The organism is Xanthomonas sp. AM6 (genome assembly GCF_025665335.1).
Taxonomy (GTDB): Bacteria; Pseudomonadota; Gammaproteobacteria; order Xanthomonadales; family Xanthomonadaceae; genus Xanthomonas_A.
Genome location: NZ_CP106869.1, coordinates 2,771,251 through 2,790,841 on the forward strand (window position 1 = coordinate 2,771,251; position 19,591 = coordinate 2,790,841).

The 19,591-nt window shown below is 66.1% G+C and carries 19 protein-coding genes, 1 tRNA gene and 1 pseudogene; 5 read left to right on the top strand and 16 right to left on the bottom strand.

The window, feature by feature from the left end; genetic code table 11:
* Positions 1-255: 255 nt before the first annotated feature.
* Complete coding sequence (locus OCJ37_RS11590; RefSeq protein ID WP_263109567.1) at positions 256-2,043, bottom strand: YbhB/YbcL family Raf kinase inhibitor-like protein; 1,788 nt, start codon at positions 2,041-2,043, stop codon at positions 256-258.
* A gap of 169 nt (positions 2,044-2,212) precedes the next feature.
* Between OCJ37_RS11590 and traD the strand changes: the two genes are divergently transcribed.
* On the top strand, positions 2,213-2,572 hold the full coding sequence (gene traD / locus OCJ37_RS11595; RefSeq protein WP_263109568.1) for a conjugal transfer protein TraD: 360 nt from the start codon (positions 2,213-2,215) through the stop codon (positions 2,570-2,572).
* Here the strand turns inward: traD and OCJ37_RS11600 are convergent.
* Together OCJ37_RS11600 and OCJ37_RS11605 are read right to left on the bottom strand one after the other, a co-directional pair.
* Positions 2,562-3,470 (bottom strand): pirin family protein, encoded by a 909-nt coding sequence (locus OCJ37_RS11600; protein WP_263109569.1) that lies wholly within the window; start codon positions 3,468-3,470, stop codon positions 2,562-2,564. The two genes, traD and OCJ37_RS11600, sit on opposite strands and share 11 nt — an antisense overlap.
* A gap of 47 nt (positions 3,471-3,517) precedes the next feature.
* Positions 3,518-4,081: an FMN-dependent NADH-azoreductase gene (locus tag OCJ37_RS11605; protein ID WP_263109571.1), complete on the bottom strand. Its 564-nt coding sequence runs from the start codon at positions 4,079-4,081 to the stop codon at positions 3,518-3,520.
* 96 nt (positions 4,082-4,177) lie between these two features.
* On the opposite strand from OCJ37_RS11605, the gene OCJ37_RS11610 reads away from it, so the two are divergent.
* A complete protein-coding gene (locus OCJ37_RS11610; RefSeq protein ID WP_263109573.1) occupies positions 4,178-4,564 on the top strand; it encodes a winged helix-turn-helix transcriptional regulator in 387 nt (128 codons plus the stop codon).
* Positions 4,565-4,615: 51 nt separating this feature from the next.
* Here OCJ37_RS11610 and OCJ37_RS21005 read toward each other — a convergent pair.
* Positions 4,616-4,997: pseudogene (locus OCJ37_RS21005) on the bottom strand (JAB domain-containing protein); the annotation flags it as partial.
* 463 nt (positions 4,998-5,460) lie between these two features.
* On the opposite strand from OCJ37_RS21005, the gene OCJ37_RS11620 reads away from it, so the two are divergent.
* Both OCJ37_RS11620 and OCJ37_RS11625 read left to right on the top strand, forming a co-directional pair.
* Positions 5,461-5,631 (top strand): CsbD family protein, encoded by a 171-nt coding sequence (locus tag OCJ37_RS11620; protein WP_081047859.1) that lies wholly within the window; start codon positions 5,461-5,463, stop codon positions 5,629-5,631.
* 333 nt (positions 5,632-5,964) lie between these two features.
* Positions 5,965-6,378, top strand: a complete 414-nt coding sequence (locus tag OCJ37_RS11625) for a hypothetical protein (protein WP_263109577.1) — start codon at positions 5,965-5,967, stop codon at positions 6,376-6,378.
* Between the two features lie 113 nt (positions 6,379-6,491).
* Here OCJ37_RS11625 and OCJ37_RS11630 read toward each other — a convergent pair whose 3' ends face one another.
* Entirely contained in the window at positions 6,492-7,736 is a 1,245-nt protein-coding gene (locus OCJ37_RS11630) for an MFS transporter (protein ID WP_263109578.1), read from the bottom strand.
* Positions 7,737-7,894: 158 nt separating this feature from the next.
* Here OCJ37_RS11630 and OCJ37_RS11635 point away from each other — a divergent pair, with 158 nt between their 5' ends.
* Complete coding sequence (locus tag OCJ37_RS11635) at positions 7,895-8,806, top strand: AraC family transcriptional regulator (protein ID WP_263113665.1); 912 nt, start codon at positions 7,895-7,897, stop codon at positions 8,804-8,806.
* Positions 8,807-9,014: 208 nt separating this feature from the next.
* Here the strand turns inward: OCJ37_RS11635 and OCJ37_RS11640 are convergent, their stop codons facing one another.
* The 11 genes from OCJ37_RS11640 to hfq all read right to left on the bottom strand — a co-directional run bounded on the left by OCJ37_RS11640 (position 9,015) and on the right by hfq (position 19,583).
* Positions 9,015-9,290 carry a DUF6538 domain-containing protein gene (locus OCJ37_RS11640; RefSeq protein ID WP_263109579.1) on the bottom strand — a complete coding sequence of 92 codons (276 nt, stop codon included), beginning with the start codon at positions 9,288-9,290 and terminating at the stop codon, positions 9,015-9,017.
* 69 nt (positions 9,291-9,359) lie between these two features.
* Positions 9,360-9,452, bottom strand: a tRNA-Ser gene (locus tag OCJ37_RS11645).
* Positions 9,453-9,533: 81 nt separating this feature from the next.
* Complete coding sequence (gene csrA / locus OCJ37_RS11650; RefSeq protein WP_263109581.1) at positions 9,534-9,746, bottom strand: carbon storage regulator CsrA; 213 nt, start codon at positions 9,744-9,746, stop codon at positions 9,534-9,536.
* 133 nt (positions 9,747-9,879) lie between these two features.
* Positions 9,880-12,528 (bottom strand): alanine--tRNA ligase, encoded by a 2,649-nt coding sequence (gene alaS, locus OCJ37_RS11655; protein WP_263109582.1) that lies wholly within the window; start codon positions 12,526-12,528, stop codon positions 9,880-9,882.
* A 106-nt stretch (positions 12,529-12,634) separates the two neighbouring features.
* Positions 12,635-13,129 (bottom strand): recombination regulator RecX, encoded by a 495-nt coding sequence (recX, locus tag OCJ37_RS11660; RefSeq protein ID WP_263109583.1) that lies wholly within the window; start codon positions 13,127-13,129, stop codon positions 12,635-12,637.
* Between the two features lie 115 nt (positions 13,130-13,244).
* Entirely contained in the window at positions 13,245-14,294 is a 1,050-nt protein-coding gene (gene recA / locus OCJ37_RS11665; protein WP_263109584.1) for a recombinase RecA, read from the bottom strand.
* Positions 14,295-14,491: 197 nt separating this feature from the next.
* Complete coding sequence (lexA, locus tag OCJ37_RS11670; RefSeq protein ID WP_263109585.1) at positions 14,492-15,127, bottom strand: transcriptional repressor LexA; 636 nt, start codon at positions 15,125-15,127, stop codon at positions 14,492-14,494.
* 278 nt (positions 15,128-15,405) lie between these two features.
* Positions 15,406-17,082, bottom strand: coding sequence for an ABC1 kinase family protein (locus OCJ37_RS11675; protein ID WP_263109586.1), 1,677 nt, complete (start codon positions 17,080-17,082; stop codon positions 15,406-15,408).
* Positions 17,083-17,122: 40 nt separating this feature from the next.
* A complete protein-coding gene (locus OCJ37_RS11680; protein WP_263109588.1) occupies positions 17,123-17,617 on the bottom strand; it encodes a CinA family protein in 495 nt (164 codons plus the stop codon).
* Positions 17,618-17,955: 338 nt separating this feature from the next.
* Positions 17,956-19,281: a ribosome rescue GTPase HflX gene (gene hflX, locus OCJ37_RS11685; RefSeq protein ID WP_263109590.1), complete on the bottom strand. Its 1,326-nt coding sequence runs from the start codon at positions 19,279-19,281 to the stop codon at positions 17,956-17,958.
* A gap of 26 nt (positions 19,282-19,307) precedes the next feature.
* On the bottom strand, positions 19,308-19,583 hold the full coding sequence (hfq, locus tag OCJ37_RS11690; RefSeq protein WP_263109591.1) for an RNA chaperone Hfq: 276 nt from the start codon (positions 19,581-19,583) through the stop codon (positions 19,308-19,310).
* Positions 19,584-19,591 lie beyond the last annotated feature (8 nt).

Below are 19,591 nucleotides of genomic sequence, written 5' to 3' on the forward strand. Positions count from 1 at the left end.
CTGCTGTGGGATCGCTTTAAAAATTCTCTGGATGAAAGCCATGCAGGTGCGTTGACCTTGCCAGGCGCCGGTGCCGCGCACACCCTCGAGTGAACTCACGGTTGAGAGCTCGCCAAAGCGGCAACGGAAGCAGGCCATCGCACGTGCAGCGGTCGAACGCCATGGAAAGCAACCCCAACGGCTGAAGCGCGTAGGCAGCACGCAACCGATCCGCGCGTCCACCCGGTCCCCCCGAGGACCGGGCCAACTCGTCGATCACTTCAGTGGAGCCACAGCTTGCGCGTAAGTGCCGACCGTTTCGCCCGTTGCCAGGACGTGGCCCGAAGCCGCGGCAAGCACCTCGTCTCGGGTCGCACCAGGCTTGACGTCCAGCATCGTGTCGAGTGCAAGGATCTGGAAGTGATAGTGGTGCGGAGGGTCGCCCACCGGCGGATGCGGCCCGTAGTAGCCGACCGAACCGCGGCTCGTCGCGCCCTGGAGCATGCCGTCGGGCTCGGTCAGGCGCATTTGCTCCTGCAGGCCTTCGGGCAGTTGGGTGACCTTGGCGGGAATGTTCCACGCAACCCAATGGACGAACGGCGTGATGGGTTTGGCGTCGGGATCTTCCACGATCACGACGTAGGACTTGGCGTTGGCGACCGCCTTCCAGGACAACGCCGGCGAGACGCCGTCGGCGTAGTCGCTGAAGCGCTTGTCCATCGCAGCGCCACTGGCAAATGCAGGCGCAGTCACGGCGAGGGTTCCCTTGCCGTTGGTCTCGGAGCGAGCCAGCGCAAGCGGCACGCCATTGCCCTGGTTGACCTGCTTCTCAAGCGACGCTGCCGGCGCTTCGTTGGGCTGCTTTGCTTCGGCAGACCGCGTCGAGGCGCCCTTGGCCGAGATGCGATAGATGACGCCATTGGCATCGTCCGAGACCAAGAGCGCACCGCTGGCCGTTTCCGCCAGACCCACGGGACGCGCGAAGTGCTTCGTGCCGCCCTCGGTCAGGAAGCCAGTGACGAACGGTTCGAAAGCGACGGGCTTGCCGTTCTCGAACTTCAGCCGGACCACCTCGTAGCCGGACGCCGGCTTGCGGTTCCACGACCCGCGGAAGGTGATGAACGCATCGCCCCTGTAATCGGCCGGGAAGGACGCGCCACGATAGAAGTGGAACTGCATGGCGGCGGCATGAGCCGTGTAGCCCAGGACCATCGGCTCGCTGATGGCCGCCCACTGCTGCTTCGTCATCCCGCCCGGCGGCGTGCTCTGTGGATTGATCCCGTCCTTGCCCCAGATATGAGGCCAGCCGTATTGCTTGCCCTTGACGATGTGGTTGAGTTCCTCGGGCTGGACCTCGTCGCCCAGGAAATCGATGCCCTGGTCCACGCCCCACAACTCACCAGTGCTCGGATCCCAGTCGAAGCCGATGGTGTTGCGCAGGCCGCTGGCGAAGATGGTGCGGGACTTGCCATCCGGGGACACGCGCAGCAGCGTCGCGTGCTCAGGATTGGTTTCGTTGCACGCGTTGCAGGTCGAGCCGATGCTCAGATAGAGCATGCCATCGGGACCGAACGCCATCGTCCGGTTCGGATGCTGCCCGCCATCGGGCAGGTCGCCGACCAGCAACTTGAGCGGCCCAAGGGTTCCGTCGTTCAGGATCGGGGCGACGAACAGTTCCTTGACCGTGACCAGGTAAAGCTGGCCGTCACGGATCGCCAATCCATGCGCACCGGATCGATTGGCCACGACCTTGGGTGGCGCGTCGAGCTTGCCGTCGTCGTTGGCATCCTTCAGCAGCAGGACGTCGCCCTGATCGCGCCGGGAGACGTAGATGTTGCCGCCCGGCGCCACCGCGATGATGCGGGCGTTCTTCAGCCCGGTAGCGAAAGCCTTTACTTGAAAGCCTGCCGGAACCTTCAGCCCCGCGATTTGCCTGGGCGTGGCATCCACCTTGTCGGGCTTGAACGTGTGCACCTGCGCCGGCACGTCGGTGCCGTCCCCCTGCTGCGCGTGCGCGTGACCTACCAACAACCCGAGCAGTGCTACGGACAAGATGCGGCGCATGTGGCTCTCCCGATGCGTGAATACGGCTCTCAAGGCCAGGCCTGTTGGATCGGCGGGCAAGTAGGAGCCTTTTTGCACGAGGCTGCGTGATGGGAACAGCAAGAACGAAGCTGTGCGCTTCGCCCATCCCCTACTTGTCTACTCATCCTCTACCTGTCCACTTGCGTGAATGGGAGCCGGGAACTTGCGCTGCAGCCAAGGCTGCCCACCGTTCCAGCAGCCAAGCGAGGGAATCCAGCGAGCCACAGAACGACTGGCCCAGCTGCATGCGAAGGAGTTTTTAGCCAGTCAGCGCCAAGCGGCGAGAGCGAAGGAACAACAGCGCCGCGAAGAAACCAAGCGACGCATACGAGTCGCAGAGCTTGTGTTCCTGGCTGGCGCAGAAGCGCTAGAAGACGCTGAGTTGGTCGGCACGCTGTTGAGGCATGTGGAAAGCCGCGACGATCACGACATCCGCAACCAAGCACGTTCGCGCGGCGCCTCGCGGCTGACAATGGCAGACGGAGAAGACAGCCAAGTCAGGCACTGAACTGGCGCTTCAGTGTTCGCACTTGCTCGCTGCCGGCCATCAGGCGCGAGACCGTTCCGAAGGCGCCGTTTCGGAAATCGGCGTAGGCCTGTTTGATCTCGGCGTCGGTATTCATGACGAAGGGGCCTCGCGCGACGACAGGCTCTCCAATGACGTCGCCATGAGCGAAAAGCACCAGGGCATCCTCATCGACGGTCACCTCGATGGTCTCTCCGTCATCCTCGAACCGGACCAAATCGCCTTCGCCCACACTCGCCTCAGCCAAGGTCAGAAGTCCCCTGATTACATAGAACAAGACCCGTCGCCCGGCGGGCGCTGTAAGCGCTACACGCCCGCTGGCAGCAAGGAAGACGGTCGAGACGAACACGCCCGTGAGCGAGTCCACGGGGCCGGTCCGCCCGCCGAATCTTCCTGAAATCAGATTCAGCTTGCCAGCGTCGTTCGGCAGAGGAACCGGGACGATATCGGTCGGCTGGATGTTTTCGAGGCGCGGCGGCGTCATCTTGAGCCGCGAAGGCAGGTTGACCCAAAGCTGTAGAACCTCGAGATCGCCGCCCCGCGACCAGAAGTCGTCCGGCGACTTCTCGCTATGCACCACACCGGATCCCGCCGTCATCCATTGCACACCACCGGCGTGGGTCATGACCTCACGACCGTCTGAGTCTTGATGGATGGAATCGCCGGCCAGCAGGAAGGTGACCGTTTCAAAGCCACGATGCGGATGCGGACCGAACTCGGGCATCGTGCTGCCTGGCGGGAAGGTTTGCGGCCCATGATGGGCGAGCAACAGGAACGGGTCGAGTGCATCGGTCACCGAGAAGACGTGTCTCGTGTACAAGTTGCCAAGGTCCTGACGGCTGGCGGGTCGAACGGATTGAAGTCGACGTTGATTGGTCATCTCTGTGATCCTTGCTTATCGTGAAGGCGCCGCGGTTCGACCGAGGCCTAAGTGGCCAACGCCGCGACCGCCTGATCAGCGTTCGCGATCGCGGCGGCCCGGACATCGGGTCCGATGAGCATGCCTTCGGCGATCACGAACTCCGGCGTGGCGCCGACGAAACCGAAGGCGGTCCGGAGATAGGTTTCGAGGTGTTCCGCCGCTGCTGAAGGCGAACCTGCGCTATAGAGGTCACCGCGCGCGACTGCGATGATGATCCTCTTGCTGGCCACGAGACCGACTGGGCCTGTTTCGGAATACCGGAAGGTCTTCCCGGCCACGAGGATCCGGTCGATCCAAGCCTTGAGCTGGGTCGGCAGGGTGAAGTTGTACATGGGGGCGCCGACCACGACCACGTCGGCCGCCAGGAATTGTTCGAGCACGGGCGTGCTCTGGCCGGGCGGAGGCATGTCCGCCAAGGTGAGATGGTCGAGCGGCTCGGCGACGAGGTCTCGGTACGCCACCTCAATAGCGGGATGGGCTTGGCGAAAACGGGAGACGACGTCGGCCGTCAGTTTGCGGCTGACCGACCCCTCACCGGTGATAGCGCTGTCGATACGCAGTAGTTTCAATTTGTGCCTCACTTCCAATTTGTGCCTGCGAGGACGATAATCCAGCGAAGTTTTGGCCGCAAGACGGCACATTGTCGTAACCGAAGGCACATCCAAGTGACTGACAGCTCAGAGATTCATTCGGCCGACGACTGCATGCAGGTCAGCGAGGTGCTGGCGCGCGTCGGTGACAAATGGAGCATCCTGGTGATCGCCGCGCTCGGTGAGAGACCGCACCGCTTCAATGAACTGAAGCGTGTCATCGGCGGCGTTTCTCAAAAGATGCTGACCCTGACCGTTCGGGGTCTCGAGCGCGACGGCTTCATTACCCGGACGGTGACGCCAACCATCCCGCCGCGTGTCGACTACGCCCTGACAGACCTCGGCCGGTCGATCCTCCTGCCTGCCCGCGCGCTGGGTGAATGGGCCATGCAGAACCGGGCCGCCGTCTATGCGGCGAGGCAGGCGTTCGACGCGGGGCTGGTCGGACAGAAAAAGACCTAAGCAGCCGCGGGCGATTTTCGAGTTTCTAGGTGCTGCCCATACCACCGATGACAGGTGGTCGAGACTCGAATGTCCAGCAGACCCAAGGCTTTCTTCAGGCGCTCGGTGACCTGGCGGTCGGCTTCACTGGGGCTCCGGATTCCCGCTCGGATGGTTGTGGAAGAGGATGACGGCGACCGCATTGAGTTCCAGGGCGCGCTTGGCGACCACCCGATTGTGGACTTCGCAGCTGTTGGTGGTGCCGGTGAACAAGTGCTCGGTGGCCATGTGGTGCTTGGTGTCGAGGAAGACGACGCCGAAGACTTCGTGCAGCAGGTGGGCGCAGCGGGCGACCAGGTAGCTGCCTGCCTGCTCGGGGCTGTGATGTGGCCCAGCCGCCGCAGGCGTTGCTCAGGATGTTGGCTGCTGCGAGCAAGATGCCCTCCTCGTCCATCTGGAGCTGGTATTGGGCCTTCCGGGCTTGGGTCGCTTCATCGATTCTCTCCACCGGCGCGAAAGGCACCTCGTCGGAACCGGCAGGCGAAGCGTCAGGCTCGACCGCACCCGGAGTGAGCACCGCGCAAGCGGCGCACAACGTAGGGCCGCAACAAAGCGTCAGCGTCGAGGAGGAGGCCTGTCCTTGCGGTCGGACAGCGAAGCCAAGGTCCTTTTGAGAGGCCCAGTGCTGGTGAGAGCAAGCACGCTGCGCCCGCCCTGATGGGGGACCTTGGACCATGCAGTGGGATGGGTGTGCCCTGACAGGAAGTGCTGCTGTGCGGATGCGGGCGTCGGCACTCAAACCGCCCCGTGCCTAAACGGCATTGCCAAGCCAGCCCAATCTTCACCCGAGCCATACCGGCCTGCGCGCAGCGTGACGGTGCCCACTCACGGGCACTCACTTACTGGTGGAGTTGAACATGGACAAGAATCGCACCGAAGGCGCCAAGAACCAGGTCAAGGGCACCATCAAAGAAGTCGCCGGCAAGGTCACCGGAAGCAAGACGCAGGAAGTCGAAGGCAAGCTTCAGAAGGGCGTTGGCAAGGTGCAAAGCGAAGTCGGCAAGGCGCGGGACAATGCCCGCGACTGAGGTAGGTATCGGCTCTCCCGACCAAGGTCGGGGGGCCTTAAGTGATGGGCCGGAGCGAACCACTCCGCACCATCCAGGGGCCAGAACCGTTTCCGCTTGATTCACTATGCCTCAATGTCGTCCGGCGTTCGACGCCATAGAGATTGCGCGCCTGTTCGGGATCCGACCATGCCGATAACCCGACCATCCCACACCTCTCCACCCTCGACGACAAGCAAAGCGACTGGCGCTTGCCAGAGCACCATGGTGAACTGATGCCGCATCACATTGAGGCAATCGATACATGAGCACAGCTTGCCGAGCCCATCAGTTCTATCCCCACAACACGCGAGCATGACCACCGCCGTGGAACGTATCCATCCCGTCCGAACCCTGGTGCTTGCCTCGCTTGTGGCCATCTCGCTTGCAGGATGCGCGGCAGGTGGTCCAGTCGCGAGCCGTCCCATCGAAGGTCCTGTGCGTCTGGGAGAAATTGCCGCGGTCGATGGGCCCAGGGTGCGCCCCGAACGCGTCATCGAAGACAGCCGTTGCCCGGTCGACGTTCAATGCATTCACGCGGGACGGCTGATCGTCAGGGCGACAGTGCTCGGTGGCGGCTGGTCCAAACAGATCGACCTCACGCTGGGTATTCCGGTCCCTGTTGCCGATGGCATGTTGACGCTGGTCGACGCAACACCCGTCCCCCTCGGTGGGGAGACCGCCGCGTCCGCCGCTCGCTTCACCTTCAAGTTTCAGGGCGGCCGTTAGATTTCATGTCGGATGCGCTGAAGGATCAAGCCCAGGAGAAGCCGGCTCCTCATTGCTCGGTTGGGTCTTCGTAGGCGCCCCGGCCCCAAGAGCGATAGCCAGGGCACCATCCTCTAAAAATGCGATGCGGGGACTTGGGAGGATGTCGGCGAGTTCACCCTGACTCGGAACGCAATGAGCAGGCTAGCGAGGAGCATCACCGCCGCGGCAACAATGAGGACTGCAATGATGCCCCCCAGTCCGAACACCAGGCCGCCCAAGGCGGCCCCCGCCGCGATAGAGGACTGCACCGCGGCGACGACCATCCCGCCGGCACTCTCGGCTTGGTCGGGCACGGCACGTGCGACCCAGCTCGACCAGGCAACGGGCACGCCACCGAAGGCCAGGCCCCAGAGCGCGACAAGGAACGATAGCCCGCCAACGCCCACCGGCAACAGGACCATGCCGAGCGCGGCTACGCCTACCAAGGCAGGCATGATCACCAAAGTGACTTTCAAACTGCGCTCCATGAGCCAGCCGGCCAGTAGTGTGCCGACAAAGTTCGCCACACCGAATCCGAGCAGAATCAGCGCCAGGCCATCGGCGCTCATCTGCCCCAGGCTCTCCAGCGTTGGGCGGATATAGGTAAAGAGCGAGTATTGACCGGTGTGCGCCAGAACGCAGCCCAGCATTCCGACCGCAACGCCTGGCCGGCGCAAGAGCCCCACCACCGACTCTGGGAGTGCCGCCTTGCGCGGGGCCATTCGGGGCAGCGTGAACCACTGGAATGCAAAAGTGAGTCCACCTACCGCCGTCGCAGCCCAGAAGGCGCTGCGCCAGCCCAGCAGCCCTCCCAGGTAGCTCCCCAACGGAACGGATACCACCGTGCCGACCGCAATCCCGCTGAAGATGATCGAAAGCGCGCGAGGCACGCGCTGTGGTGGCACCAACCGCATGGCCACGGCCGCTGCCATGCTCCAGAAACCGCCCAGCGCGACGCCCAGAAGGACTCGCATCGCCAGGAGGACTCCCATGCTGGAAGACAGCGCCACCAAGGCGTTGGAGAGGATCATCAGACCCGTGAAACTCAACAGCACCAGGCGCCTGTCCATCGAACGGGTCAGCCGAGGCACAAGCAGACCAGCGAACAGGGCCACCACAGCAGTGACCGTCACTGCTTGACCGGCCAGCGCCTCCGACACACCCAGATCCGCCGCCATCGGCGTCAACAGGCTGGCAGGCAGATATTCGGCCGTGAGCAGCCCAAAGACACCCATGGCCAGCGAAAACACGGCCACCCACGCCGATGAGGACGGCTCCCCGCTGCCCCATGCCACAGAATCAGGCGCGCCTGCGGCATCAACTACGTCATTACTCATCAAAGATCCCAGTGCAATCGTGCAGCCGAGAGTCTATGGAGCCAAGTCAGGATGATCTATGATTGTCCGACCTGTATTTTTGATCGAAACCCCTGGCGGCCTCGATGAGCCACGCTCCACCCCAGCCCACCGACCTAATCAGCCAGCTGCTGACCGGCATGCGGTTACATGGCGTCCAATACCGACGCATTCAGACCGGGCCGACCTTTGGGCTTGGATTTCCCCCGAAGCCAGGGCATGCCTACTTCCACTACTTGGCGGTGGGCAATGCGATTCTTCGTGGCGCGGACGGCAGCCAACACCTTCTATCCGCCGGGGACGTCGTGCTTGTTCCCCGCGGAGAAGGACACGCGTTGTCGTCTGGCGAGGACCATCCAGTCCAGTGCTTAGAAACGATAGACGCAGCCCCACTAGGTGACGCGGTGAGCGGGATAGACACATGCCCGAGCACACATCCCGTGCCAAGCGCTGTGCTCTTCCACGGATGCATGGTGTTCGATCTGGGTGGCATGCATGGGTTGAGCAAGTTGATGCCGGCCGTGATGTTGGCCGATGGCAACGCCGCTCAGTTTCCTGGGCTGTTGCCGATGGTCGACGCGATGAAGCGCGAGGTGTGTTCAGGACGTATTGGATTTGCCGGAATACTCGCCCGGCTGGCGGATGCAGTCGCCGCCATGATCGTCCGTGACTGGGTCGAGCGCGGTTGCGAAGGAGCGTCAGGCTTGGTCATGGCCATGCGCGACCCTCGTCTATCGCTGTCGTTGCTTGCCCTGCACAGAGACCCCGGGCGCGATTGGACCGTCGAAGCGCTGGCTGCAGAATCAAACGTCTCAAGATCCGTGTTCGCCGATCGGTTCCAGAGCGTCATTGGAACCGCGCCCCTGCGTTACGTGACTGAGCTGCGAATGCAGTTGGCAAGCCAATGGTTGACCCACCAGAGCCTATCCATAGAGGCAGTGGCAGAGCGTCTCGGCTACGCGTCGCAGGCAGCTTTCAGTCGCGCCTACAAGCGCGTCATGGGGCACTCTCCTGGCGCGGCTCGGCGGAACCGCCTCTTGGCCTCGCCATAGGAGGCCTCCAGCCCTGCCTTCGAAGCATCGCCTCCCCTTCGCGGCTCATCGCCACTGCGCCGTCGCTGCCTGGCTGGCCTTGAGCTTGGGGCACGCCGCAGACCGAGGTCCGCCGCTGTTCGGTAAACACACGACCGTGGCAAGTTTTAGCACCTGAATGCCAATGACCTCCCGACACCGCGACCGGCCAGCTTCACGTCCTTGAGGATCAGCTCGAGCGACGACGTGCCCTCCAGGCTCCCCAGAGCTCATCCAGCTCTGATCCCATGCTGCCGTTCCTGATGGCTGCGAAGGCTCGAGCATAGCGCTGCTGCATCAGCAACGCGTAGCCAAGCACGGCGCGATCGCAGGTCGTGCCGGTGCTCCGCTTGACGACTTTACGGCCGAAGCGCGCCTGCAGATCCGCAGGAATGCGCAAACGAACGTAGCAGCGGCCGGTCTCGCCGCGGGTGAGGTAGTGCGCTACCCGCATGGAAGTGTCCAAGCGAGTGTCCAAGGTGGCCGAAAAGAAAAACGCCCGCAAATCGTTGATTTGCGGGCGTTTCCTTGACACTGGCGGAGTGAGAGGGATTCGAACCCTCGATAGAGCTTTTGACCCTATACTCCCTTAGCAGGGGAGCCCCTTCAGCCGCTCGGGCATCACTCCGGATTCATGCGTTGCGGATATTCCGCGACCGGGCGCGAAGGATACCGGTTTGTTGGGTCTCAGGTAAACCCTTTCGGCCCATCAATCGGCAGATTGATCGCCATGGCCGCCGCCGTGCGAGGTCGGCTCGTCACCGCGCTGGATGCGCTGATAGATCTCTTCGCGATGCACCGCCACATCCTTCGGCGCGGTGATGCCGATGCGCACTTGATTGCCCTTGACCCCAAGCACCGTCACGGTGACCGAATCGCCGATCATCAAGGTTTCGCCTACCCGGCGAGTCAGGATCAACATGTTTTAAATTCTCCAGGGAACCGGTGATTCCCACCGGTACGGCGTCCCGACGGGGCGCCCCATAACGAAAGGGAAAAGAAGATCGATGTTAAGGGAAGCCGCGCCCTGCCAGCAAGGCGGCGCAGCTTCATGTTCAGGGGAGATGTTGCTTGACCCAGGCGGGCACGCCCTCGAGCGCAAGGGCAAGGGCGGGCCCGTCCTCGCCACCACCCTGGGCGAGATCCGGGCGGCCGCCGCCCTTGCCCGAGATCTGACTGGCGATATGGCCCAACAGTTCCCCGGCCTTGACCCGTCCCATTGGGCTACCGTTCACCCCGGCCACCAGGGCCGCCTTGCCCTCGCTGGCCCCGGCCAACACGATCACGCTGTCGCCCAACTGCTGCTTCAGGCGGTCCATGGCCTCGCGCAGGGCCTTGGCATCGAAGCCTTCCAGGCGTACGGCGAGCACCTTGACTCCGCCCACGTCGACCGCCGCGGTGGCCAGATCGGCGGTGGCACCGGAGGCCAGCTTGGCCTTGAGCGCTTCCAGTTCGCGCTCCAGGCGCTTGTGCTTGTCGCCCAGCTGGCGAATCTTGTCGACCACGTCGCCGGCGCTGCCGCCGACCAGCTCGGCCGCCTCGCGCAGCTTGGCTTCCTCCGCCGCCACATGGTCCAGGGCGCCCTGCCCGGTCACCGCCTCGATGCGGCGCACGCCGGCGGACACGCCGCCCTCGCTGGTGATCTTGAACAGGCCGATGTCGCCGGTGCGCGCGACATGGGTGCCGCCGCACAGCTCGGTGGAATAGTCGCCCATGCGCAGCACGCGCACGCGTTCGCCGTACTTCTCGCCGAACAGCGCCATCGCGCCGAAGTCCAGCGCCTCCTGCATGCCCATGTGGTGCACTTCGACCGCATGGTTGGCGCGCACCTGCGCGTTGACCTTGCGCTCGATCACCGCCAGTTCCTCGGCGCTCATCGGCTGGAAGTGCGAGAAGTCGAAGCGCAACCGGTCCGGCGCGACCAGCGAGCCTTTCTGCTGCACGTGGGTGCCGAGCACCTCGCGCAGCGCGGCGTGCAGCAGATGGGTGGCGGAATGGTTGAGGATGGTGGCGCCGCGGCGCGCGCTGTCGACCTGCGCCGACAGCGTGGCGCCGATCTGCAGGCGGCCGCTGCGCAACTGCCCGACGTGGCCATGGAATTGGCCGGCGAACTTCTGCGTCTCCTCGACCTCGAACAGCACGCCGTCCGCGCTCAGCTGGCCCAGGTCGCCGACCTGACCGCCGGATTCGGCGTAGAACGGGGTGCGATCGAGCAGCACGATCGCCGCATCGCCGGCCGCGATCGACTCGACCGGGCGTCCGTCCTTCAACAGCGCGACCACCTTCAGTCCATCGGCCTGCAAGGCGTCGTAGCCGAGGAAGCCGGTGGGCGCGAGCTGCGCCACCAGATCGGCCGGCAGCGTGGTGCCGCCGCCGAACTTGCCCGCCGCGCGCGCGGTCTCGCGCTGGCGCTCCATCGCGGTCTCGAAACCGGCCATGTCCACGTCCATGCCGCGTTCGCGGGCGATGTCGGCGGTGAGGTCGACCGGGAAGCCGTACGTGTCGTACAGGCGGAACGCATCGGCACCGGGGATGCTGCCGTTGGCCCGGGCGGCGATCTCGTCGAAGATCTTCATGCCGGCGTCGAGGGTCTCGGCGAAACGCTCCTCCTCGGCCTGCAGCGCCCGCTGCACGGTGGGCAGCGCCGCCGGCAGTTCCGGATAGGCCTCGCCCATCAGCTCGGACAGGGTGGCCGCCATCTTGTGGAAGAACGGCTGGCGCACGCCGAGCATCCAGCCGTGGCGCAGGGCGCGGCGGATGATCCGGCGCAGCACATAGCCGCGGCCCTCGTTGGACGGCAGCACGCCGTCGACGATCAGGAACGAGCAGGCGCGGATATGGTCGGCGATCACGCGCAGCGACTTGTTCTCCAGGTCGGCCATGCCGGTCAGCTCGGAGGCGTGGCGGATCAGCGCCTGGAACAGGTCGATCTCGTAGTTGCTGTGCACGTGCTGCAGGATCGCGGCCAGGCGCTCCAGGCCCATGCCCGTGTCCACGCACGGCGCCGGCAACGGCACCAGGGTGCCGTCGGGCTGGCGGTCGAACTGCATGAACACCAGGTTCCAGATCTCGATGAAGCGGTCGCCGTCCTCGTCCGGCGAGCCCGGGGGGCCGCCGGCGATGTGCGCGCCATGGTCGTAGAAGATCTCGGTGCACGGGCCGCAGGGGCCGGTATCGGCCATCTGCCAGAAATTATCCGAGGCGTACGGCGCGCCCTTGTTGTCGCCGATGCGCACGATCCGTTCCGGCGGCACCCCGATCATGTCGCGCCACAGTTCGTAGGCCTGTTCGTCGGTGTGGTAGACGGTGACCAGCAGGCGCTCGGCGGGCAGCTTCCAGACCTGGGTCAACAGTTCCCAGGCCCAGGCGATCGCCTCCTTCTTGAAGTAGTCGCCGAACGACCAGTTGCCCAGCATTTCGAAGAAAGTGTGGTGGCGCGCGGTGTAGCCGACCGAATCCAGGTCGTTGTGCTTGCCACCGGCGCGCAGGCAGCGCTGCACGTCGGCCGCGCGCACGTAGCTGCGCTTCTCGGCGCCCAGGAACACGTCCTTGAACTGCACCATGCCGGAATTGGTGAACAGCAGCGTCGGATCGTTGCCCGGCACCAGCGGCGCGGACGGAACGATGGTATGGCCCTTGGAGTTGAAGAACTCGAGGAAGTCGCTGCGGATCTGGGAGGTGGAGAATTTGGCGGGTGCGTTCATGGGCTGGCTATAGACGAGCGGACGGGTTTCCGGGCGTACCCCCTCAAGATGAGGGCGTGCGGAAACCGGACAAGGCGATCCGCCAAGGTTAGCAGGCCCGGCCCGCTCAGTCCTCCGGCTCGTAGCGCGTGGCCGCGCGGATGCTGTCGCCATCGAAACCGCGCCGCGCCAGCAGGTCGGCGGCCTTGCGCCGCTGTTGCAGGTCCACCGGCCCGGCCGCGCCGAAGCGCCGCTGCACCAGATCGCGGGCGTTTTCGGTCCAGTCGCCGTCGAATGCGGCCATCGCGGTGGCGATGGCCTCGCTGTCCAGGCCATGGGTGCCCAGTTCGGCACGGATGTGCAAGGGCCCGTAGCCGGTATTGGCGCGGCTGCGCACCAGCAGTTCGGCGAAGCGGCCATCGTCCTGCCAGCCCTCGCCGGCCAGGCGCTCCACCGCGGCGGCGGCGACGTCCGGCTCCACGCCGCGTACCCGCAACTTGCGGGTCAGTTCCTTGCGCGAATGTTCGCGGCGCACCAGCAGGCCCAGGGCCTTCTGCAGCGGCGTCTGTTCCGGCTGCCGGCGGCGCCGGCGCGGTTGCTGTGCTTGTTCGTCGTCACCCATGGAGGTTCGCCATCACGATCAATGTGCCGTCCCTGGCACCCGCCCTCCTGGCTTGCTCAAGACTGCCGAGGGAGACAAGCGGCACTGACTCCACCGCTCCCCCGGCAGAACACCATCACGCCTCGACGTCAGCGTCGGCGTCTTCAGCCTCGGCCGCGCTCGGCGCGATTTCCGTCGGCTGGAACTTCTCGCGCAGCTCGCTTTCCAGCTTCGCCGCCACCTGCGGGTTGTCGCGCAGGTACTGGCGCGAGTTGTCCTTGCCCTGGCCGATGCGCTCGCTGCCGTAGCTGTACCAGGCACCGGCTTTTTCGACCAACTTGGCTTCCACGCCCATGTCGATCAGTTCGCCTTCGCGGCTGATGCCCTCGCCGTACAGGATCTCGGTGATGACCTGCTTGAACGGCGGCGCCAGCTTGTTCTTGACCACCTTGATCTTGGTCTGGTTGCCGATGATCTCGTCGCCCTTCTTGATCGCGCCGATGCGGCGGATGTCCAGGCGCACCGAGGCGTAGAACTTCAGCGCGTTGCCGCCGGTGGTCACTTCCGGGCTCTGGCCGGGCATCATCACGCCGATCTTCATGCGCAGCTGGTTGATGAACACCACCAGCGTGTTGGAGCGCTTGATGTTGCCGGTCAGCTTGCGCAGCGCCTGGCTCATCAGGCGGGCCTGCAGACCCGGCAGCTGGTCGCCCATCTCGCCTTCGATTTCGGCCTTCGGGGTCAGCGCGGCAACCGAGTCGACCACCACGATGTCGACCGAACCCGAGCGCACCAGCATGTCGGCGATCTCAAGGGCCTGCTCGCCGGTATCGGGCTGCGACAGCAGCAGCTCGTCGACGTTGACGCCGAGCTTGGCCGCGTAGATCGGGTCCAGCGCGTGCTCGGCGTCGATGAAGGCGGCGGTGCCGCCCTTCTTCTGGCATTCGGCGATGGCCTGCAGGGTCAGGGTGGTCTTGCCCGAGGATTCCGGACCGTAGATCTCGACGACGCGGCCCTTCGGCAGGCCGCCGATGCCCAGCGCGATGTCCAGCATCAGCGAGCCGGTCGGAATCACTTCCACGGCTTCGATGACGCGATCGCCCATCCGCATCACCGATCCCTTGCCGAACTGCTTCTCGATCTGGCTCAGGGCGGCGGCGAGCGCGCGCTTCTTGTTCTCGTCCATTTTGGTGTCCTTCGGAGGTGAGGGTGATTTGCGGGGTAGGTTCAATTTAGCGGCCAGGTATCGCACAGGCTGAGACAGTGCGGGGCAAAGAAAAAATAATTCGTCCGGGCAGGTCTACAGCAGCGGCGAACAGCGAGGTGGCGGGTCGGGAAACTCCGGCCTGCCGTGTAGCGGATTCCTTGCTCACGCAAGGACGTTCAGCGGTTGGGGCGCAACAGGCCGCAGTACAGGCCTTCGATGGCGAAATCCTGGTCGGGCAGGACCTCGATCGGCGCGTAGTCCGGGTTGCGCGGCAGCAGGCGGATGCGGTCCTTGCCGATCTTCAGCAGCTTGACCGTGATCTCCTCGTCGATCCGCGCCACCACGATCTGCCCGGAGCGGGCGTCGCGGGTGCGGTGCACGCCGATCAGGTCGCCGTCGAAGATGCCTTCGTCGCGCATCGAGTCGCCCTGCACCTTCAGCAGGTAATCCGGCGCGGGCGAGAAGAACACCCGGTCCAGCACCACGAAATCGTCCGAGCCGATGTCCGCGCCGATCGGCAGGCCGGCGGCGACCCGCCCCAGCACCGGCAGGCGCAGGATGTCGGCGCTGTCGACCTGCGGTGCCGGCGCCGGTGCGGCCGCGCCGGTCACCAGCCGGATGCCGCGCGCCTGGCCGGGCACGCGGCGGATCGCGCCGGCCTGCTCCAGGGCTTCCAGGTGGTATTGGGCGGCGCGCACGCCCTTGAAGCCGAAGGCGCGGGCGATCTCGGTCTGCGACGGCGGCGCGCCGTCGTGCTCGATGCGCTCGGCGATCAGGTCGAGGATCGCTTGCTGGGTTTCGGTCAGTTCCATGGTTAGTAGTAATACTACTAAAAACGGAAATGGGCAACTGTTGCGTGGCCTGTGGCGGGAACGTCGCCGCTACGGCAGCGGCCGCGAGGCGCTGACCCCGGGCCCAGCCTGGACATCAGCGCCCAGGCCAGGGGTCGCCATGCCGTGGCCGGACATCCAAGGGCACCGTGCGATTGCGGCCACCCACGGCACACAAGCGTCGGCCACGTACGGCGCAGACACGGCCCTTCGCGCACGCGCACGGCAGTTGCATTCTTCGACAGTGCCGCCCGCTCCGCTCAGCGGCCGCTGCGCCAGATCGAGATCAGGATCCACACGCCCGACAGCGCCGCGCCGATGAAGCCGCCCACGCCGATCGCCAGCAGCCAGCGGCTGGAGACGCCGCCGACGCTGTTCATCACGATCGAGGACCCGATGATCAGCGCCGCGGTGACGATGCCCATGGTCAGCCGGTTGGCGGCCCGGTTGACCTGGTCGCCGAACCCCTTCAGCGAGGTGGTCTCGACGTTGAGCTGTAGCCGCCCGCGCCGCGCCGCCTGCAGCAGCCGGCGGGTGTCGCGCGGCAGGTCGCCGAGCAGTTCCAGCGCGCCGAGCACGGTGCGGCGGCCGCGCTTGGCCATCGCGCGCGGGGCGAAGCGCTGCAGCATCACCCGCTCCAGGTACGGCGCCGCGGCGCTGGCCATGTCGAAGTCCGGATCGAGCTGGCGCCCCACCCCTTCCAGGGTCAGGAAGGTCTTGATCATCAGCGCCAGGTCGGCCGGCAGCGCCAGCGCGTGCTGGCGCAGGATCGCGGTGACGTCGCCGAGCATCGCGCCGATCCGCAGTTCCTTCAGCGGCACGCCGCGGTACTGGTCGACGAACCCGGCGATCTCCAGCTGCAGCCGCGCCTCGTCGATCTCGACGTCGCCGTCGGTCCACTCCAGCAGCACGTCGGCGACCGCTTCGGCTTCCTGGGTGACCAGTCCGTGCAGCAGCTGCACCACCTGGTAGCGGCGCTGCTCGGAGATGCGCCCGACCATGCCGAAATCGATCACCGCGATGCGTTCGCCCGGCAGGTAGAAGATGTTGCCGGGATGCGGGTCGGCGTGGAAGCAGCCGTCCTCGAGCACCATCTTCAGCACGATGTCGGCGCCGACGCGGGCGAGCCGGCGCCGGTCCAGGCCGGCGGCGTCGACCCCGGCCAGATCGCGCCCGCCGATGCCGGCGACGAAATCCTGCACGTTGAGCGCCTCGCAGGTCCATTGCCAGTGCACGCGCGGGATCACGATCTCGTCGTGGCCTTGGAAATTGGCGGCGATGCGCTCGGCGTTGCGGCATTCGCCGGCGAAGTCCAGTTCGCGCCGCAGCGACAGGGTGAACTGGTGCACCACCTCCGCCGGGTGGTAGCGCTTGAGGTCGGCCGCGCGCGCCTCGACGATCTCCGCCAGCCGCGCCAGCAACCGCAGGTCGGCCTCGATCACGTCGCGGATGCCGGGGCGGCGCACCTTCATCACCACCGGCGTGCCGTCGTGCAGCCAGGCGCGGTGGGTCTGCGCCAGCGAGGCGGCGGCCAGCGGGACCTCCTCGACCTGGGCGAAGATCGCCGACGGCGCCTCGCCCAGCGACTCGATCAGGTGCGGCAGGATCTGTTCGTAGGGCAGCGCCGGCGCCGCGTTCTGCAGCTCGCCGAGTTCGTCGATCCAGTCCGGCGGCAGCAGGTCCACGCGCGTGGCCAGCACCTGGCCGAGCTTGACGAAGGTCGGGCCGAGATCCTGCAGCGCGCGCCGCACCCGCTGCGGCGCCGACATGCGCAGCATTTCCTCGGCGTTGTGCCAGTGCAGCAGGCGTCCGGCGCGCTCCAGCACGTCGGCCATGCCGATGCGGCGGACCACGTCGCCGAAGCCGTAGCGGATCAGCACCGAGGCGATTTCCTGCAATCGCCCCAGGTCGCGAACGGTGCTCAGCGCCTCCCACATGGCGGCGCCTAGCGCCTGTCGGTCAAGTGCGCGGCACCGCTCACAGCAGCGCGCCCAGGCCGCGCAGCGCCGCGGCGACGGTCTGCCGGCGCACCGCGTCGCGGTCGCCGTCGAAGTGGAACAGTTGCGCGCTGGCGTAGCCGCCGCGCCGCTTCCAGCCCACCCACACGGTGCCGACCGGCTTGTCGGCCGAACCGCCGCCGGGGCCGGCGATGCCGGTCACCGCCACCGCGATGCTGGCGCCGGAATTGACCAGCGCGCCGGACACCATCTCGATCACCGTCTCGCGGCTGACCGCGCCGTGGTGCTCCAGCGTCTGCGGGCGCACCCCGAGCAAGGCCTGCTTGGCCTCGTAGCTGTAGGCGACCATGCCGCAGTCGAACCAGTCCGAGGAGCCGGCGATGTCGGTCATCGCCTTGGCGATCCAGCCGCCGCTGCAGCTCTCGGCGGTGACCAGGCGCTCGCGCGTGGTGCGCAACTGGTCGCTGAGCGCAGTGGCGAGCTGCAGGAGTTCCGGATCGGTGGGGACGTTCATGGCGCTGCTCGGGAAACCAATGCGCTTTGTAGCCCAATTCGCCAGCGCTGTCGCGCCTGCGCGGTGCGACAGCATGCGTGGCTTCAGCGATGGTGATGCAGGTGCGGGGCCGGATGTACCGGGCGCAGGCGCGCTGCGTGCCCCGGCCATCATCCGGCAATGAAAGCGCTTGCCGATCGAGACGGCGATACTGTGGGAGCGACTTCAGTCGCGACGGGCGTTACCGGTAACGTCCGTCCCGACTGAAGTCGCTCCTACAGAAATGCACGCAAGCGATAACGCCCGAGTTTGAAACGCGGCTCGGCATCGAACGCAACGGCATCATCCGCCCGCGTCGGTCAACGCTGTTGCCACTCTTCTTCCTCGCGCGGCGGCAGCAGCGCGCGGATCGGCGCACCGTCGGCGCTGGCGGCCAGGCGTTCGGCCTCGGTGATCGGGATGTCCACCTGCAGCAGCCAGCCGTCCTCGTCGGCCTGCTCGCTGCGGATCACCTGCAGCTGGTGCAGCTGCGAACGCAGGCGGCCGGCGCTGGACGGCAGGCGCAGGCTGCCCTGCACGTGCTGCAGGCCCAGGCGCTGGCCGAGCACGCTCTGCAGCAGGTCCAGGCCGCGCCCGTCGCGCGCCGAGATCCAGACCCGCTCGCGGCGCGCGGTGTCGGGCACGCCATCCTGCGCGTCGTGGCGCACGTCGGCGCCCTCGATGCGGTCGATCTTGTTGAACACCAGCAGCTGCGGCAGATCGCCGGCACCGACTGCGTGCAGCACCTCGTCGACCTGGGCGATGCGCTCCTCGCGCAGCGGGTCGGCGGCATCGACCACGTGCAGCAGGAAATCGGCCTCGCGCGCCTCGGACAGGGTCGAGCGGAACGCGGCGACCAGTTCGTGCGGCAGGTTGCGCACGAAGCCGACGGTGTCGGCCAGCATCGCATTGCCGCCCGGCAGCGCGATGCGGCGCACGGTCGGGTCCAGCGTTGCGAACAGTTGGTCGGCGGCGTAGGCCTCGGCGCCGGTCAGCGCATTGAACAGGGTCGACTTGCCGGCGTTGGTGTAGCCGACCACCGCGATCCGCGGCAGTTCGCTGCGCACCCGCGCGCGGCGCATCTGGGTGTGCTGCACCTCGACCTTCTCCAGCCGCTTCTGCAGCTGTTCGACCCGCTTCTGCAGCAGGCGGCGGTCGGTTTCCAGCTGGGTTTCGCCAGGGCCGCGCAGGCCGATCGAACCGCCGCGCTGGCGCTCCAGGTGGGTCCAGCCGCGGACCAACCGCGTGGCCATGTGGCGCAGCTGCGCCAGCTCCACCTGCAGCTTGCCCTCGTGGCTGCGCGCGCGCTGCGCGAAGATGTCCAGGATCAGCCCGGTGCGGTCGATGACCCGCCGCTCCAGGTACTTCTCCAGGTTGCGCTCCTGGCCGGGGCTCAGCGCGTGGTTGACCAGGATCAGGTCGGCGCCGGTGGCGTCGGCCGCGGCCTTGACCTCTTCCAGCTTGCCGCTGCCGATCAGCGTCGACGGGCTCGGCTTGTCGATGCGCGCGGTCAGCGTGGCGGCGATGCTGGCGCCGGCGGAGCGCGCCAGGTCGGCGAACTCCTCCAGCACGTCGTCCTCCAGCGGCCCTCCCGCATAGGGCTGGATCAGCAAGGCATGCTCGCCGCGGCGGGAACGGTCAAACACCCGCGGCCCCGTTCTTCAACTGCGTCCTACTCGGCTTCGTCATCGCCCGCACTGCCACCCTCGCTCTGCTGCACATAGCCGCCGCCTGGCCCGACGCGCACGTTGCGCGCGGGCACCACGGTGGAAATGGCATGTTTGTAGACCATCTGGCTCACGGTGTTGCGCAACAGCACCACGAATTGGTCGAAGGACTCGATGGTACCCTGCAGCTTGATGCCATTGACCAGGTACACCGACACCGGCACCCGTTCGCGACGCAGCGCGTTCAGGAAAGGATCCTGCAAGGATTGCCCCTTGGACATGCTTCACT